General features: G+C 56.4%; 8 protein-coding genes. 4 read left to right on the top strand and 4 right to left on the bottom strand.

Annotated features, from left to right (window positions below):
* Positions 1–224: 224 nt before the first annotated feature.
* The gene (locus tag ACYSMN_RS01015; RefSeq protein ID WP_488921967.1) at positions 225–4,157 is read left to right on the top strand and encodes a hybrid sensor histidine kinase/response regulator transcription factor; all 3,933 of its coding nucleotides are present in this window, start codon (positions 225–227) and stop codon (positions 4,155–4,157) included.
* Between the two features lie 386 nt (positions 4,158–4,543).
* Here the strand turns inward: ACYSMN_RS01015 and ACYSMN_RS01010 are convergent, their stop codons facing one another.
* From ACYSMN_RS01010 to ACYSMN_RS00995, 4 genes are all read right to left on the bottom strand, one after another.
* The gene (locus tag ACYSMN_RS01010; protein WP_488921966.1) at positions 4,544–8,374 is read right to left on the bottom strand and encodes a choice-of-anchor D domain-containing protein; all 3,831 of its coding nucleotides are present in this window, start codon (positions 8,372–8,374) and stop codon (positions 4,544–4,546) included.
* Positions 8,375–8,554: 180 nt separating this feature from the next.
* Entirely contained in the window at positions 8,555–11,977 is a 3,423-nt protein-coding gene (locus ACYSMN_RS01005) for a T9SS type A sorting domain-containing protein (RefSeq protein ID WP_488921965.1), read from the bottom strand.
* Between the two features lie 699 nt (positions 11,978–12,676).
* Complete coding sequence (locus ACYSMN_RS01000; protein ID WP_488921964.1) at positions 12,677–13,846, bottom strand: glutathionylspermidine synthase family protein; 1,170 nt, start codon at positions 13,844–13,846, stop codon at positions 12,677–12,679.
* A 116-nt stretch (positions 13,847–13,962) separates the two neighbouring features.
* Entirely contained in the window at positions 13,963–14,649 is a 687-nt protein-coding gene (locus ACYSMN_RS00995; RefSeq protein WP_488921963.1) for a Cj0371 family chemotaxis-regulating polar lipoprotein, read from the bottom strand.
* A gap of 394 nt (positions 14,650–15,043) precedes the next feature.
* On the opposite strand from ACYSMN_RS00995, the gene ACYSMN_RS00990 reads away from it, so the two are divergent.
* From ACYSMN_RS00990 to ACYSMN_RS00980, 3 genes are all read left to right on the top strand, one after another.
* Positions 15,044–15,421, top strand: a complete 378-nt coding sequence (locus tag ACYSMN_RS00990; RefSeq protein WP_488921962.1) for a hypothetical protein — start codon at positions 15,044–15,046, stop codon at positions 15,419–15,421.
* 169 nt (positions 15,422–15,590) lie between these two features.
* Positions 15,591–16,664, top strand: coding sequence for a sensor histidine kinase (locus tag ACYSMN_RS00985; RefSeq protein WP_488921961.1), 1,074 nt, complete (start codon positions 15,591–15,593; stop codon positions 16,662–16,664).
* Complete coding sequence (locus ACYSMN_RS00980) at positions 16,642–17,355, top strand: LytR/AlgR family response regulator transcription factor (protein ID WP_488921960.1); 714 nt, start codon at positions 16,642–16,644, stop codon at positions 17,353–17,355. The genes ACYSMN_RS00985 and ACYSMN_RS00980 overlap by 23 nt, the downstream gene beginning before the upstream one ends.
* Positions 17,356–17,518 lie beyond the last annotated feature (163 nt).

Below are 17,518 nucleotides of genomic sequence, written 5' to 3'. Positions count from 1 at the left end.
GGGCGAAGGAGCGGCAGATACGAAGGGTCGTGAGGCCGCAATAATAACCGCCTCACCTGTCACCCCCAAACCTGTCACCTTATAATCCCAGGATTTACCTTATTTTGCCTTGTATCTACTTTGATGTCAACGGTATGCATGGGTCGATGATGTGGTATTTTCCTGCTCGAGCTATGAAAGCGGCTTGCTCACTGTTACTGCTGTTGACAGTTTGGCTGCCAGGCATGGCCCAAACGCTGGCTCTGCGGCATTATACCCTCGCTGATGGCCTGCCCCAAAGCACCTTGTACGGTTTGTGCCAAGACCAACGAGGCCAACTCTGGGCCGGCACCCAAAGCGGCGTGTGCTGGTTTGATGGTCGGAAATTCACCACCCTCGATTCCCGCCACGGCCTCCCGGACAACCACGTAACCGCCGTAGCCGAAAGCCCCGATGGCACGCTGTGGCTTGGGCACCGCTACGCGGGCGTGTCATACTACCGGAATGGCCGGGCGCAACGGCTACCGGGGCTTACGGCCAGCGGCCAGGTGCGCCAGATCGTCCCTGATGGCTCGCAGACGCTGTGGGTGGCCACCGATGGCTCGGGCCTTTTCCGGGTAACCGGGCAGGGTCCGCAGCGCCGTATAATTCGCATCACCCGCCAGCAGGGTCTGCCTTCGGACTCTGTCAATCAGCTGCTGCGCGGGCCCAATGGCACGTACTGGGCCGCTACCTCGGTGGGCCTCGTGGCTATTGATGCGGCCAATAACCGCGCGCTGCCGATTCCCAGCCTGCCCGCCGCCCTCAGCCGGCAGCCCGTTTGCAAGATAGCCGACGGCGGCCAGGGCCGGTACTGGTGCGCTACCAACCAAGGCTTGCTGCGACTCTCGGGCGGACAAGGCCAGCCGTGGCAGCTGCGCCGCTATACCACCGCCGACGGCCTCTGCGACAATCGGGTGCGGGCCGTGCACAAGGATCGGCGCGGGCGGGTATGGGTTGTGACCGTGGGTGGAGTAAGCCGCCTCGATTCCACCCTCACTTGCTTTGCCGCCAGTGCCACCCCCACCCTCATCGACGGCATCAACGACGTGCTGGAAGACCGGGAGGGCAACCTCTGGCTCGCGCATAACGGGGGCTTGGCCCAGCACCTGGCCGACGAGCGATTCACGCAGTTTTCCACCGCCGACGGCCTCGTCAACCCCGAAGTGTACAGTATTTTGGAAGTGGCTCCCGGCCGTTACTGGGTGGGCACTCGCACGGGTCTGGCCGAATTCCGGCCCGGAGCTGCCACCGGCCAGCGCTTCCGCCGCCTGCCCCTGCCCGGCTCCCACCCCGACACCTTCGTTCACTCGCTGTTCAAGGACAGTCGCGGCACGCTCTGGGTCGGTACTCTCGGCGAAGGAGTGCTAGCCTACGACCCCGCCACCAGCCGCTGGCACAAGCCCCGCAATGCCGAACTGGCCACCCAGCGGGTGGTCCACATCAACGAAGACCGGCACGGCCGCCTCTGGCTGGGCACCCTGGACGCGGGCGTGGGCATCCTGGACCCGGCCACCGGCGCTACCAAGTTCTACGGGTTGGGCACTGGAGTAGGCTCGGCGCGGGTCTGGAAGGTATTCAAGGACCACATGGGTAGTCTTTGGCTCGGCACCGATACCAACGGACTAATTCAGGTGGACTCCGACCACGACCAATTCCGGCGGGTGGGCAGCGATGGGAAAGGGCGGCTCAATATCAGCTCCATCACCGAAGATGCCCAGGGCAACCTCTGGCTCGGCAGCATCGGCAACGACGGACTGCTCCGCTACGACGGCCGCCGCCTGCACGGCTTCGGCCTCGAAACCGGCTTGCAGTCCAACAACCCCTATTTCGTGCAGTGCGACCAGCAAGGGCGGGTTTGGGTGGGCACCAACCTTGGCGTCGACTGCTTCGACCCGCGTACTAAACGGGCCGTGAGCTACGGCAAAGAAGAAGGCTTTCTGGGTCAGGAAACCAATCAGAATGCCGTGCTGCTCGACCAGGGCGGCCGACTGTGGGTGGGCACCGTCGGGGGCCTGATGCGCTACAACCCGGAACAGGCCCAGTCCAACACCGCCGCGCCCCGCACCCACCTCACCGGCTTGCAGGTGTTCATGCGCGACACCGTGGCCAGCCCCGGCCTCACCCTGCCCCACGACCTCAACCAGCTCACCTTCGACTTTGTGGGCGTGAGCCTGACCAACCCTGGTAAAGTGCGCTACCGGTACCGCCTGGCTGGTTTCGACCGGCAGTGGACCGGCCCACTGGCGGCTACGTCGGCCACCTATACCAACCTGCCCCCCGGCGACTACAGCTTCCAGGTGAAAGCAGCTAACAACGATGGCTTTTGGAACGCGGAGCCGACCACGTTTGCCTTCGCCATTCGGCCGCCCTGGTGGCGCACGTGGTGGGCTTACTTGCTCTACGCGGGGGCCTTTGCGGCCGTGCTCTACGGTGTACGCGCCTACACGCAGGCCCGCGAGCGGCTCAAGAGCGACCTGAAGCTAGAGCGCCTGGCCCTGGAACACTTACAGGCGCTGGACCAGGTCAAGACCAATTTTTTCACCAACATCAGCCACGAGTTTCGCACGCCGCTCACCCTCATTCTAGGGCCGGCCGAGCAGCTTGCCACCACCCCCACCGACACGCACGTGCGGCAGCAAGGCCAGTTGGTGCTGCGCAATGCCCGCAAGCTGCTGCGGCTCATCAACCAGTTACTGGAGTTGAGCAAGCTCGAAGCTGGCGCGCTCCGGCTGCAAGCTAGTCCGGGAGACGTCGTAAGCTTTGCCCGTCAAGTGCTGGAATCGTTTGCGGCGCTGGCCGAAACGCAGCACATTGACCTGCGGTTGGAAGCCGAAATGCCACGGCTGATGCTGGTATTTGATGCCGGTAAGCTAGAGGAAATTCTAACCAATCTGCTTGCCAACGCGCTTCGTTTCACGCCCCCGCAAGGTTCCGTGACGCTGGAAATCACCCAAAGCAACTCACCCGTGGAACTGCCCTACGTGGAGCTGACCGTGCGCGACACCGGAATTGGCATCGCGCCGACCCATCTGGCCCACCTCTTCGACCGATTCTACCAAGCTACTCCCTCCGAAGCCAGCGGCGCCCGGTCGGGGACGGGTATTGGCCTGGCCCTGGTGAAAGAACTGACGGAGCTGCACGGCGGCCAGGTACGGGTAAGCAGCCAGCTGGGTGTGGGCACAACCTTCACGGTGCAGCTACCCCAGCGCCCCATCACGGAAACAACCGAAGCAGCTAACCCGGCCAGCCTGCCCGCCGCTTGGCCCTTTGGAGAGCAGCGGGTGGCTGTCGAGGACGGACAGCTGGAACCAGCCGGAACCGACGATTTTGCTGCTGATGCCGATGTGGTGCTGGTGATAGAAGACAATGCCGATGTGCGCCGCTTCATTCTCGACACGCTGGCGCCGCTCAACTACCGCCTACTGGCCGCCCCGGATGGCCTGGCCGGCGTAGCCCTGGCCCAGGAGCAAATCCCCGACCTCATCATCAGCGACGTAATGATGCCCGGCCTCGATGGCTACGCCGTGTGCCAGCAACTCAAGCAGGACGTGCGCACCAGCCACATTCCGCTCGTTTTGCTCACGGCCAAAGCTTCCGCGCAAGACAAGCTGGCTGGCCTCGAAACCGGCGCCGATGCCTACCTCGCCAAACCGTTCAACCCCCGTGAGCTGGTCGCGCAGGTGCGCAATCTGCTGGCATTGCGCCACCGCCTGCAAGCCCGCTACCCTACCGTAGTCGCCGCCGCTACCTCTGAGGCCGCTATGCCCGCCGATGCCCACGCCACGGCCATTGCCCACTTACCCTCCCTCGACCAAGCCTTCCTGAGCCGGGTGCAAGAGGCCGTGGAACGCAACCTCGACAACGGCGAATTCAACGTGGAAACGCTCAGCGAGGAAGTCGGATTGAGCCGTACACAAATCCACCGCAAGCTCAAGGCCCTGACGGGCCAGTCGGCCACGGAATTTGTGCGCAGCACGCGCCTGCACCGCGCCCACGCGCTGTTGCTGGCGCAGGTAGCTACCGTAAGCGAAGTAGCCTATCAGGTGGGATTCAACAGCCCGGCGCACTTCTCCACCAGCTTCTCCAAGCACTTCGGCTACGCACCCAGCGAAGTGGCGCGCCAGCGGGTAAATTAAACGTTGTTGATGGTTAGGGAGGCGGTGGGCAACGTGCGTAAAAGAATGCGCGAGGCGGCCAGTTAGCGCGTTGCCAGCCTATACATCAGCGTGTTGTATCAGCCATTGTTCCGCGGGCGGCAACTCTGGTGCTCTTTGATAGGACTTACGCACTTGCCGGCCAGACCTCGTTTCTCGCAGTGTTTCGCAGTGGCAGGCGCAGTGTGTCGCAGGGTTCAGTCGTCAGCACGCCCACGCAACATTGCCATAAATAGACGATGCCCTTACGTGCGTAAGTCCTATGTAAATAAGATAGATGCTTCATGAACTTGGCGCAGCAACACAAAAAAGGAGCGCCTCTTGCGGGAGGCGCTCCTTTTCGAAACTCTTCGGCCCAGAGGCTTGACTTAGTTCTGCTTGGTGAATTTGCGTACCACGTGGCCCGTGGGGGAGGTTATCTCTAGTTGATAAAGACCAGCGGGCAGCCCCAGTACGTTGAGAGTAACGGTGCCGTCGGGAGCTTGTCCTTCTAGCACTACGCTGCCTAGCAAATTTAGCACGCGGTAATGCGTATTAGCCGCCGGAGCCACTACGTGCAGCTCCGTATGAGCTGGGTTTGGGAAAATAGCTAGTTCCCTGCCTGCTGCCACCGCCACCACGGGCGAGAAAGCAACTTTGCCGTCAACGTCCACTTGGCGCAGGCGGTAATAAGCCAGGCCAGCCAAGGGCTGCCGGTCCAACACGGAGTACTTGTGCTGGCGGCTGCTATTGCCCTGCCCAGCTACCGTGGTAATGGTACCAAACTCTTTATCAGTAGTGGCGCGCTGCACTTCAAACCGGGCATTATTCTGCTCCGAAGCCGTAATCCAAGCCACGTGTACCGCCGCCGCCTGTCGCTCGGCCGTAAAGCTGACCAGTTCTACAGGCAACGGGTTTTGCGTGGCATCTGCCTCGGTGCTCGCCAGCGCAAAATTGCTGAATGAGGTGAAGGGGGCGGAAGTAAGTGAACCAGCCACGAAACTACCTCCGTTGGGGCTTCCCATGTGAGCCGTATGGCCAATATTCTCCCAACCACTGCCGCTGTTCTTTGCCACGACGAAGCTGGCCGCAGTTGGGTCCGTTACCTGGTCGTCAGTGTCGAAGCTTAAGGTAATTTGGCCGGAGAAATTACTAGGTGCTACGTTCGGGGTGATAGTGTAATAACGAATCTTGGATACTCGCTTTAAGTCGCCCAACAAAGGCTGATTTGTGGGTGTAGCATCCTTTTGTTCGGTCGTATAGATCACGTCATTGCTTTGTGCCGAGATTTGCAGCCGCACAGGACGGAAAGCATTGCCGTTGCCAATCGGCAACGTGACGTCGGTGCCCCCGCCCGAAGTCACTAAGCATGATAGAGGACCATTTACAAATTTTGTAGGGCTACTTCCGGTAATAGAAGCAAGCTCGCCGATTTGCAGAGTACTCGTAGATGTGCTACCATTGGTGTAAGACGTGGTTATCCTACCATCTTCGAAGTCCAGATCACCATCCGAAATAACTGGATAGCTAATTGTCAACCCGTTGGTATTTGATATCCTAAGTTGAGTATTGTTCACAACTGGTCCTATCAGGATGGGATTAGTCCCCGTACCATTGATAAGCTGAGGAGTAGTGCCATTGAACACAACCTCGCCAGCCCCATCAAAAGTGAGCTGGCCGCCATTTACGGTTAGGTTTCCTCCGATATACACGGAGGCGAGGTTCAGGCCAACCGTCCCACTTTGAATAACGAGATCATTGAGGATTGCCACTCCTGAGCCACCTCGTATATCAGACAGGGTATTGTTTCCGGAGGGCTGCCGAATCTCTAGTGTCGGAAATGTTCGCCCGTTGATGCTAGTTGAGGTTGTTAGGCCATTGATGTAATAACGACTACCACTCTCAAATACCACGGCAGTGGCTGGGGCAGACAAACCGAATGGATTTGCCCCACCCATCTGCTCGTACGTAGAGCCGCTCCGAAACACGATAGAATTAGCTCCACTGTTATTAGTACCGAACGGATTACCTGTCAGATAAGGACCTGCTAAAAAGTAACCAGTACTCGTAAATTCAACTGCATTCGTGCCCTGCGCTGTGAGTTTGTGTCCGCCGTTTCGAGAAGAGTTACCGTCAAATTCCAGTCGCCCGGCAACCCGGCCAGTCTGGCCTGCTTGTAACTGTACTACCAAGTCGCGCGCTCCGGTTGTTGCGTTGTTCTGAAACTTCGCTACGGAACCATTCCCGATTTCAAAGTCAGCATCTGGTAGATTACCACTGATGTTAAGCGTCCGATCACCAGGAAGAGTCAGCGTAGCATTGACATTATTGATAAAGCGTAGTTGCCCAATCGTTTGGGAAGCGGAAAAATCTAAGTTAGCGACGGCCGTAGGAGTAATAGCACCGTTGAATACTAGTATATCGTTGCTTTGAGGAGTGTTGCGGAACGGAGCCCAGTTAGTGTTCGTATTCCAGCTACCAGTACCTCCTGTTGCTGACCAAGTGTAAGTACTTGCTGGTGGGAGTAGCGTGTTGAACGTAGCCGTACCGGGCGTAGTATTGAGGTAGTTCTCCTGCCCTGCGGTGTTATTATCGTTGTAAGCGTATGCCAGCACTGTATAAGAAGTATTGCCTGTAAGCCCGGTTACGGTTATAGCAGTAGTGGTACCATCTGCTACTATTACGTAGTTGTTTGTCCCGGTGGCAGTTCCTGTACCATAGACAGTGGCAGCGGTGTATGTGGTACGATCTATTGGCACCACATTCGTGGCAGACGTTGGACGAATTACAATTAGCCTTTTTGCTCCGCCTCCTATGGTCAGGTCTGCTGTAGTGACAGTAGCATTCGTGGCAGATACCGAAGCTTGCACAGTTGGTTCTGCAGCTATTGCAGTCGTAGCTAGTGCGCTAAAGTTGATAATGTAAGGGTTTTCGTTACCAGTAGCGTCATTGTTACTAATAGACACCGAGCCAGTGCGCGCACCCGCCACCGTGGGAGCAAATTGCACATCGAAAGTTGCGGAACTACCCGCTACAATAGCCGTGGGCGGCACTCCTTCTACAGCAAAATCCCCAGCGGTTATAAAAGCCCCCAGGTTAAGAGTCGCGGAGCCTGTATTCTCGATAGTAAATGTTTGAGTGGCAGTGTTACCTACTTGAGTGCTGGGAAAGCCCGTATAGCTACCTCCCGTAGCAATGCTAGTTCCTCCCTGCTTGATGTTGATTTCGGGTGCAGGCGCCGTTACTTCAAATGTACCCGGAGCAGTATACGCAGTAGTACCATCACTCAGGACTATTGTTGCCGCACCCAACGCCGTACTTGCCCCAACAGTAGCCATAACGCTCGTGGCAGTTGCGGATAGGTTGGTAGCAGCCGTTCCAGCAAAAGTTACTGCCGTAATCGTAGCCAGGTTACTGCCAAAAATGGTAACCACAGTACCAACTGGCCCAGAAGTAGGTGTAAAGCTACTAATGGTGGGACTTGCAGAACCACCGTTGGTATATGTTAGCTGAAAATCATCAATCGCGCTGGTAGCTCTATTACCGCTGCCGGTGCTCCCAGTTAATGCGACAATACGAATAAAAATAGGACCTGCTTTATTATCCAAAGCAGAGCCGAAGTTCACAGTGACATTATTATTTGAAAATGTTGAGTTGCCTGTAGTGACAATTCCAGTTGCAGCAACCGTAGTGAAGCTGCTAGGCGAGGCTCCGATGCCGTAATCAACCGCAAATGTGGTAGTTCTAGGAGAAGAAGCATCTAAAGATTGCAGTTTAAAGCTGGCCGCAAGACCTGTAATGTCTGTAGTATTTGCTATCTGAAGCACAAATGCGGCGCCAGGATCAAACCCTCCAGAGCCTCCTACTTGCCTTAGACCGAACGCCCTATCAGTAGAGGTATTTTGTACAGTTACTGATGACCCACCATTTAGCCCGTCTGCAGAAGCTACATTCCTAAAGTTCCCTGCAGGGGACACCCAGGTATTTGCGGGAGCGCTGAAAGTACTTACGGACCCAAGAGTGGTGGATGAGGCTAACACGCGCCCACTCCATCCGGCAGGATAGCCGCTAGCTATGCCATCGAAGTTTTCAATATAGGACGTACCTGTCAGTGTTACCTGCCCCCATCCCACAAGTGGGCTCAGCAGTATTAACCCAAATAACACCCCCCTCAAGAAGGTAAAACGATTAGTTGAAGAGATAGTAGAAAGTACTGCCATGCAATCAAGTTGTGAAGAGGCTGGATAAGGTTGGGTTTTTCAACCTCAAAGATACAACTATATCAAAGTTGAGTACAAACTTCTTAATATTACTGAATGGTTAAGCTTATTGAGCATAAAAAAAGCCCCCTGCTCGCACAGGGGGCTTTTCAATACAAATGGCTTCTAAAGCCAGATGACTTAGTTTTTCACTACGCGCTGCGTTACTTGCTCTTTGCCAGTACCTACTGTTACCACGTAGGTGCCAGCTTGCAAGGCGCTTAGGTCTACTTCGCCATTGCTAGGCAATGCCTCTTCGCGCACCACACGGCCAGTCAAATCCAGGATACGCACGCGCTGAGCCTTGGCTGCTTGGGCCTGGGGCAACAGGATAGTGAGTCTGCCAGTGGTTGGGTTCGGGAAGAAGCTAGCCTTCGCTAGGCCATCGTTCTGCACGATTACCACCGGCGAGTACGCCGAAGTGCCGTCGTTGTCAATTTGCTTGAGACGGTAGTAGCTCACGCCGGGGAGCGGTTGGGCATCTACGGCATCGTAGCTGGTGCGGGAGCTAGTGGTGCCGCGGCCTTCTTTGAAGAGAACCACCGAGAACTGGCGCCCATCCTGGCTGCGCTGCACTTCGAAGCCACGGTTGTTTTTCTCCGAAGCCGTTACCCAGTTCAACTGCACTTTGCTATCACGTAGTTGCGCCGTGAAGCTGACCAGTTCCACGGGCAGCGGGCCGGGCGGCAGTACCGTTATCGGCAGGTTCGGCGTCTTATAGTTTTCAGCGCCACCTACTTGGTCGTTGTTATACTCGAAAGTGAAGAAATAATACTGGACGCTTGGGTTCAGACCAGTGATAACTGCCGTAGTAGCCGAGCTAGCAAACACCACGAAGTTACCATTGATGCTAGATGCCCCTGAGCCGCCGTACACGCTGTTGGGGTTGTAGGCATTACCGTCTTGCGGGAAGTTAGCCACCGGCAGCGTATTGCTGGTGCTGGCGATGATGATGCGGTTCTCACCGAACCCGGCTGCTTCTGGATTACCCGGGAATGCCGATCCGTCCTCCTGTGTGAAATTAATAGTTACGCTGGTACCATCAGCTGAACGGCCAGCAGTAGCCGACGACTGGCGCGTAGGCTCTACGTCAATGGAATTACCCTGCAAACGGGCGTTGGGCACGCGGTTGAATTCGACATTGGAATTCAGGTCCGGCGTGCGGAATAGTAAGTCAGCCAAGGTGGTACCTACACGGGTAGGGGTATAGCGTACATACAAAGGTATGCGGGGTATACTGTCATTGGCGTCAGGCGTAATGGTTAACAGGAAGCCAGTAGGGTTGGCTGCCGAACCAATATCAGAGAAGTCCGCCGTCCGTGAAATCTGGAATTGTGGCGTGCGGCTAGGATTCAGAGGCGAAGCCGTAGTGGGAGGCTCCGGATCTTGCGGCACTCGTACTGTTACCGGATTTCTAAGACGAGCTCCTACGATTACCAGCGACTGGCCAGCCGACGTGGTACCTTTTACTTGGTTTACGACTGGGGTGAACGTGCCTCGAACGTTTACTTCCGGCTCGCTCGAACCATTTACCGATACAAATTGCGTTCGAGCAGGCGCGCTGCTGTTGGACACTACCTGGCCACGGTTGGTTTGCGCTGCAGGGGGGAAGTAGCGCACATAGATCGTAGTGAGCGGTACGTCGCCGTTCTCTGAAGGCGTTGTAGGAGTTGTATTACGGCTCAGAGTTATAGAGTTACCAGTAGCAGTACCCAAGGCGGCAAAGCCACCGGGCGTTAGTGATATCTGGAAGAATTGTGGTGCCGTAATGGTCAAATCCTGCAGCAGGTTATCAGCCGACACGTTGTAAGACTGAAAGTTAGATGGCACTCCCGGCGACGTGCTGAATTCGCGTAGGATGGCATTGGTCAGCGAAATATCAGAAATGCTACCACTTGGGTTGTTGGCCGTAACAGACACATTCACCTGCGGAGCGCCAGTGCTGGTCAGAGCAATGTTACCGCTAAACGGGCCTGCGCCTACCGTTGGCACCAGGGTAACCTCAATAGTTTGGTTGGTGATGTTGCCAGAAGGGTTGGGCTGAATAACCAGTGGCATGTCGGTGAAGCTGCCCCCAGCGGTAGCGTTCCGAAGCTGAATGTTGGCGTTGGAAGGCGTCAGCGTTAGCGGACCGCTCAGGTTGGTAGCGCTCACCGTAAACGTTTGTACCTGGGCCGAGCCACTGTTGGTTACCGTCTGGAAATCAAGAGCCGTGGGCGCAGCATTGATGGTAGGAGTGGAAGGGGCGGGAGCGCCCGAACCGCTTACTGCTACCGTGGCCTGCGCGGTGCCGCTACCAGTAGCCACCACGTTGCCGGTAATGGCGCCCGTGGCACCTGGCACAAAACGCACATCTATCTGCACGTTCAGGCTACCACCGGTGCTATTCAGCACTAGTGGGTTAGGAGAGAAAGGATTACCACCTACCCGAATTTCAAAGCCAGTTGGGGCCGTAACTGTTACGTTGCCTATCAGGTCTTGGCCTACAAGTTGGAAAGGCTGCGAGGCTGAGGTTGTACCAACTATTTGCGTACCAAATGCCAGCGAAGTCGGATTGGCAGTGAGTGTGGCCTGCGGCGTTGTGGCCTGGCCAGTTACATCAACAGTTTGCGTAGTAGCACCGGTGCTGGATACACTCAGTTCACCAGTGACGGTTTGGGGATAAGGGCCGGGGGCACTAGCGAAGGTAGGGGCGAAAATCACTTCCACTATCCCGGATGCATTACCATTGGCATTGGGAGCGATGGTCACCGATTGGCTGTAGGTGCTACCCCCTAAGATACGCACGAGGTAGCCATCGGAAGCCGTTACGACGGCGTCGGTTGTCAAGTCAACTCCCGTGACAGTGAGTCTTCGCGCTACTGAGCGTTGGTTCACGGGCGTGTTGGGGAAGATCTGGCTGTTAATAGTAGCAGTCAGGGTGGGAGTCAGTTGGCGTACTATAAGGTCATCGATGCGGTACTGACGGGTACCATTACCACTCTGGCGAGTGAACTGCAGAACCAAATTGGTAGTGCTAGGAAGCATTGCATCAATGCTCACCAATCGCCAAGTGGCAACAGTAGCAGATGGGAAAGTAAACGGCAGACTCTGAAAGGTGCTACCTGCATCATTCGCATCGCGGTATTGCAGAATTAAGTCGCTAGTGGTGCTACCGCTAGGCACGCGTAAACCAAAAGAAACGCGCTGGCGGCTACCTAGACTAGTAGTGTTGATGCCCTGAACGATGAAAGTGTAGGTTTTAGAAACATCAACACTTGTTCCGCCGGTGCCGTCAGGATCAGCAAATATAATGGAGCGCTCCCCTGAGGCACCGCTATAACCAGAAGAACTGGCATTATCTGGCGCCCCTATGGCAGTACCGTCGTAAGTGAGTGTGCCGCTTTGATCAAAAGCACCGCGGGTATTCGCAGCGGGAATTGTTTCGAAGGCCGCAACACCGTCGAAGGTTTCTGTGAAGCTCTGCGCTTGAGTCAGGCCTGGCACTATCAGCAGCAGCAAGAGCAGCAACTGGTAATAAGACCTCAGAGTCCGGCGCGTGGTACGCAGGTAAGAGTGGTTCATTGTATGAAAAGAGTAAAAGGGTGCGACAGGAGAGACGAAGGAAAACAGACCTTAGGTCTGAGGTGAAGATTCAGGTTGCAGTTACGTAGAAAAAGAAACCACGGATGATTACCTTTTTCAGTTACAATTGAACATTCCCAATAATAACCAAAAGGGGTGTCTCAATTTTGCGCTGCGGGCCGTTCATATTCCATGCCAGAATTTTTATACAGGCTCGGTTGCCGATGAATCGGTAAAGCTCAGCTTGCTGGTGACGCGTCCCTAATATCATTTTCGATCTATGTTTACTTTGGCCCTGCAAATTTGCGTCTATTTTTTGAATAAATAACCTTACGAACTATAAACCGACTTAATAAAGTGCAGAAATGGCCTCTGTACATCAGTGCTTTAAAGTATTTTGATGCGAATATGATCCTATTGTACAGTCGAGGCAGAACTTAGAGCGTTGAACTCGTTCATATGTAGAGGGTATACCTCGAACTACGTAAATTTCATGATGTGGCTTTTCAGCTTAGCACTCTTGTGATAGCAGGAAGGTCTTTTGCCCATTTTAAGCTTAATAGAATAATAATAGATAATACCCTCTCCCCTCTAGGTGTATCCTTATACACGCCATATACTTCATCTTGCATAATATATAAATAATACGTTACCCTACCGGACTGGCACAGTTCAGAGTAACCCAAATCAGGTTGCCGCTTACAATACGTGCGGCACAAATTCTGAGAGGTTGGTGATGAAGCCTACTTCGCGCCGAAAGCCAATGGCACAAGCTGCGCCCGCCCAGAATACGCCGGCTTGGTAGAGCCGCCCTTGGCTGTCTTGGGGCAGCTGGGCGTAGCGCTGCGCTACCTGCGGCTGGTGCGCAAAATCGCCGGGAATGGCTTGGGCGGAGTTGGTGCCGTTGACTTCCACCACATTTTGGCCTTCGCGGCCTAGGAGTGGCTTGCGGATGTAGTGGCCGGTCAGGTCCTGCAAAGACGCTTCGAGCAGTAGCGGGTGCTGAGGGTAGCATTGCCAGAGCCAAGCCAAAATAGCTTTGCTTTGAAACAGCAGCGTGTAAGCCGGATTGGCAATAATAAGGTCTCGGCTTTGAAGAAGCTGAGTGAGGTCGGCGGTTAGGTCAGGTTCTTCTTCGGCCAGGATTTCCCAAGGCACCAGCTTGAACACAAAGCCGAACCGCTGCCACTGGCTGGGTTCTAATTCGGCCCAGGCCCCTCGCTCCTCCCCCACCACCGCCACCTGCATGGCATCGACGGAACAGACGTGCGCCGCTTCGAAACCAGCGGCCAGCGCCGCTTCGGCCACTACCGCGCAGTTGGCGGCGTCTTCGGCGCTGTCGGGCAGGTGCACTAGTAGTAGGGTCGGCTCCAGGTCGTCGTTGCGCTGCCGCCACTCGGCGAGCTGGTTCTGCAGTCCTTCGAACAAGCCATTGACTTGGCGCTCGTCTTCGGCTTGGCCAGCGGCCACGAGACTGGCCCACTGTACCACGGCGGTTTCCGGCAGGCTAGTAGCCGTATCAGCGTTGAATTCGAGCAATTTGGGGCCATCGGGCGTCTGGGCCAGGTCGAAGCGGCCGTAGAGGTGCCAGTGCCGGTCGTCGGACCAGGAGTGGCGCACGGCGGGCCAGAGGTTTTCGGGAATGGCTAACAGGCGCAGCAAGTCGTCGGGAATCGGGTCTGGGATGGACTGCACGAGCAAGTCGTAGAGCGTGTCGGCGGCTTGCAGCAGGGCATCGGCTTCAGCTTCGGGCAGCTGTACGGCTTCGCGGGCCACGTAATTGACGCAGGCATCTTCGAGTGCCCAGTCCCACCCCAAACCCCGCACGGCAGGCCCAACATCCCCAGAAAGCGGCAACAGCTGTATCATCTATTTTGAATGAGGAATATAAGAATGAAGAATTGAAAAACGGAGGATTGAATCATACCTGCTGAAAGCGCAAGCCTGCAATTCTTCATCCCTCCTTCTCAATTCTTCATTGAAAACTAGCCGCCAAAGCCGCGGCCACCGCGGCTCCCGAAACCGGAGCTGCGGCCAGATGGCGCGCTGCTGCGCACACTACTCCGGCCAAACCCCGTGGAGCGCGTAACGCTGGTACTGGGGCGAATACCCACCGAGGACGATGCACGGCTACCGGCAAAACCCCGCCCAAAGAAGCCGCGGCCCTGCCCCCTTTCCTGCGCGACCCGGCTGCGCCAGCCGTTGTTTTGCTGTATCAGGCCAGGATTGGCGTAGGCCCCGACGTTGGGGGTGAGGAAGCGGCCGGCCATGTAGCCAATGCCGCCCCACATGAGCACGTCCATCATGCTGGTGCCGCCGACGCGGTTTTCGGGGTTGGCGCGGCTGTAGTCTTGCATCTGCTGCTGGAGCGCCTGGCCTTGCAGCGTGTCTACTTTACCATCGAAGTGCTTGAGCACCGCGGCTACTTGTTCCTTGCCGGCGGGGCGCTCCGCCGTGATTTTCCACTGGCCAGGCTGCACCTCGGTCATTTCCGTGATGACGCCTTCGGAGTAGGTTTCTCCGTTGCCGCTGCTCCAGTCGCCTTCGGTGTTGGTGTTTTCGGAGTCGGAGCTGCCGGAGCAAGCGGGCAGGCCAATGCCTAAGCTGGCTGCTGCCGCCATCATCAGCACGTTGCGGCGCCAGTCGCCGAGACGGAAGTAGGGTTTGTTCATGGTTGATGCTTGTTGCGGGCGGTGGTGGGGTTTGAAACCTTAGAACGAAGGATACAGCAATTTCAGGTAGGCGGTTGGAGCGCAATCCAAAATTCCCGGATCAGGTGGAAAGTGAAAGTACGCGTAAACCTAGAGGAAGGGTATTTGAGCCGGCGCCACAGGACACGCCACGACGACACGCACAACGGAGGAGTATTGGTCAGGAGCAGGTTTTTGAGTTGGTGGTCGAGGTTTTGGAGGAGTTGGCAGATGATAATGGGCCAGCCCGGTGCAGTAATCTAGGTTTGAATCGTCAAGCACTTCTGCTCCCTAAGCTATTCACCCACGCCCTCCGTGGAGTCTACCGTAGCGGTTGGTACTCCTTTCTTTTTTCACCTTTTCAACGCGAAATTCCATGAAGAAGCACCTGCTTTGGCTGGCTCTTTGGGCAGCCACTACTACCTCCTTTTCTGTTGCGGCTACTACCCTGCCCGCTCAGCACCAAGGCCCAGGCAGTCGGGGCGATATGCAAAAGGCCATGAAGCAACTAACCGCCAATCTGAACCTGACTGCCGACCAGGAAAAGAAGGTGGCGCTGATTCAGAAAAATCAGCGCCAGCAGATGGAAGCCTTCCGCAAGAGCGGCGACCGGTCGCAGATGCAGAGCGCCATGGAGCGGATTGATGCCGATACCGATGCTCGTTACAAGCGGGTGCTGACGCCTACGCAGTACGCCACCTATCAAACCAACAAAGAGGCCCTCATGAAAAGCAGGCCGCAGCCGGGCCAATAGCGCAGGCGGCGCCATGCGGGCGCTACTACTGGCTTGGCGGGCAATTCGCGGGCTCTAGTTTAGAAACGCAGGGAGCTCCGGCAATTTTCTGCGTTTTTGTTTTCTCCAATCAACCATTGCAATGGCTACCTTGCCTATAAGCTCTTTCGCGTCATCTCGGCTGTTTCCAGTGCGTGTACCTACCCTTCCCCGTCCGGTTTACCAGCGCGTACTGCGCGTGGTGCTGCACGTCGCGGCGTGGCTGGCCGTGGCCTTTCTGCCGCTGGCTTTTATTACGGTACCAGTTGGTTTCAACGTCGTGCCGATGGTGGGGCCGGTGTCGCTGCTGGCGGGGTTTTTCTACCTCAACTATTGGGTCCTGATTCCGCGCTTGCTGGCGCGGCGCCGGTTTGTAAGATATTTTGCGTTGTTGCTGCTTTGTTTGGCAATAGCGGTTGCCCCGGCCGTGTTGCGGCACTACGTGGTATTGACTCTTAGCTTGCCTCCTGGCCCGCCCCCCGGCCCGGAGCCGCCAGTAGACCCTTTTTGGATCTTTATGCTGGTATTCTGGCTGACCTGGGTGATTAGCAGCGGCATGCGCATTACGGGGGAATGGTTTCAGAGCGAGCAGCTTCGCAAGCAGCTGCACAGCGACCGACTAGCGGCCGAGCTGGCTTTTTTGAAGTCACAGGTGAATCCGCACTTCTTGTTCAACACACTTAATAATGTGTACTCGCTGGCCGAGATGAAGAGCGACGATGCGCCGGCCGCCATCCTGAAACTCTCGCACCTGATGCGCTACATGCTCTACGAGGCCCACGCGCCGCGCGTGCCTTTGGCCCACGAAGTGGAATACCTGCGCAACTATGTGGAACTCCAACGCCTACGCCTCAATCCCGACCAAGTCCCCATCGAATTCACGGTGCAGGGTGATTTGCAAGGTCATTTGCTGGAGCCAATGCTGCTGATTCCCTTTATTGAAAACGCCTTCAAGCACGGCATCAGCTACCAGCACGCCTCGTACATCAAGGCTCACTTGCTCGTCACCAACTCATTTTTGCAACTGGTGGTCCGTAACCGGCAGTTTGAGCCTTCCATCGAGGCAGCGGAAGCAGAGCCGGGCGGAGTGGGCCTGCAAAATGTAGTGCAACGGCTGCGCCGCCTCTACCCCAACCATTACGACCTAGTACTCGACCACACGCTCAACGAATTTATCGCCACGCTCACACTCACGTTTGAAGATGATCCGGTGCCTGTTAGTTGATGATGAGCCCCTGGCCCGCCGCTTGCTGGCTAGCTTCGTGGCGCGGGTGCCGTTTCTGCACTTGGTGGGGAGTTGCTCCAGCGCCATCGAAGCCTTGGAAGTGCTGCGCCGCGAGCCGGTGGATTTGTTGTTTCTCGACATTCAGATGCCCGATCTGACGGGTGTGGAATTCGTGCGCACGCTGCGGCCCGAGGCGCTGGTGGTGTTCACGACTGCCTTTGAGCAATACGCGGTGGAGGGCTTTCAACTCAACGCCGTGGATTACTTGGTGAAGCCTATTCCCTTCGAGCGGTTTCTGCTGGCGGCCCAACGCGCCCAGGACCGGCTCAGCCAACCGCCTGCTCCCGCGGCCACTCCACTTCCCGCCGAAAACTTCATTTTCGTCAAGGCCGATTACCACACCCAACGCATCGACTTGCGCGACATTCGCTACCTGGAGGGCTTGAAAGACTACATCAAAATCTACACCAGCGCCCCCCGCCCCATCCTCACGCTCAACTCACTCAAAACGTTTGAGGAGCGGCTGCCCACTCCCGATTTCGTGCGCGTGCACCGCTCCTACATCGTGGCCCTAAGTTGGATAGACTCGATTCGGAAGAACCGCATCTATTTGGGCGAGGCCATTATTCCGGTCGGAGAGGCTTATACGGAAGCTTTTCACCGCACCATTGAGGCCCGGAATATGGGGTAGCCTCCCCCCGGCCCCCTCCCCTAGGGGAGAGGGGGAGCCAGACGGATCAGACGATTAAAAGAGCAAAAGGGTCAGCGGCTAGTAAACCGTTGACCCTTTCTATATTCCAAATTTCTCTTCCTTTCGGTAGCAGTGCTTGAGGCGTCAGCCGAAAGCACTGCGC

It is taken from the genome of Hymenobacter sp. M1-2 (assembly GCF_057808495.1).
This window is presented reverse-complemented; position numbering and strand designations above follow the sequence as displayed.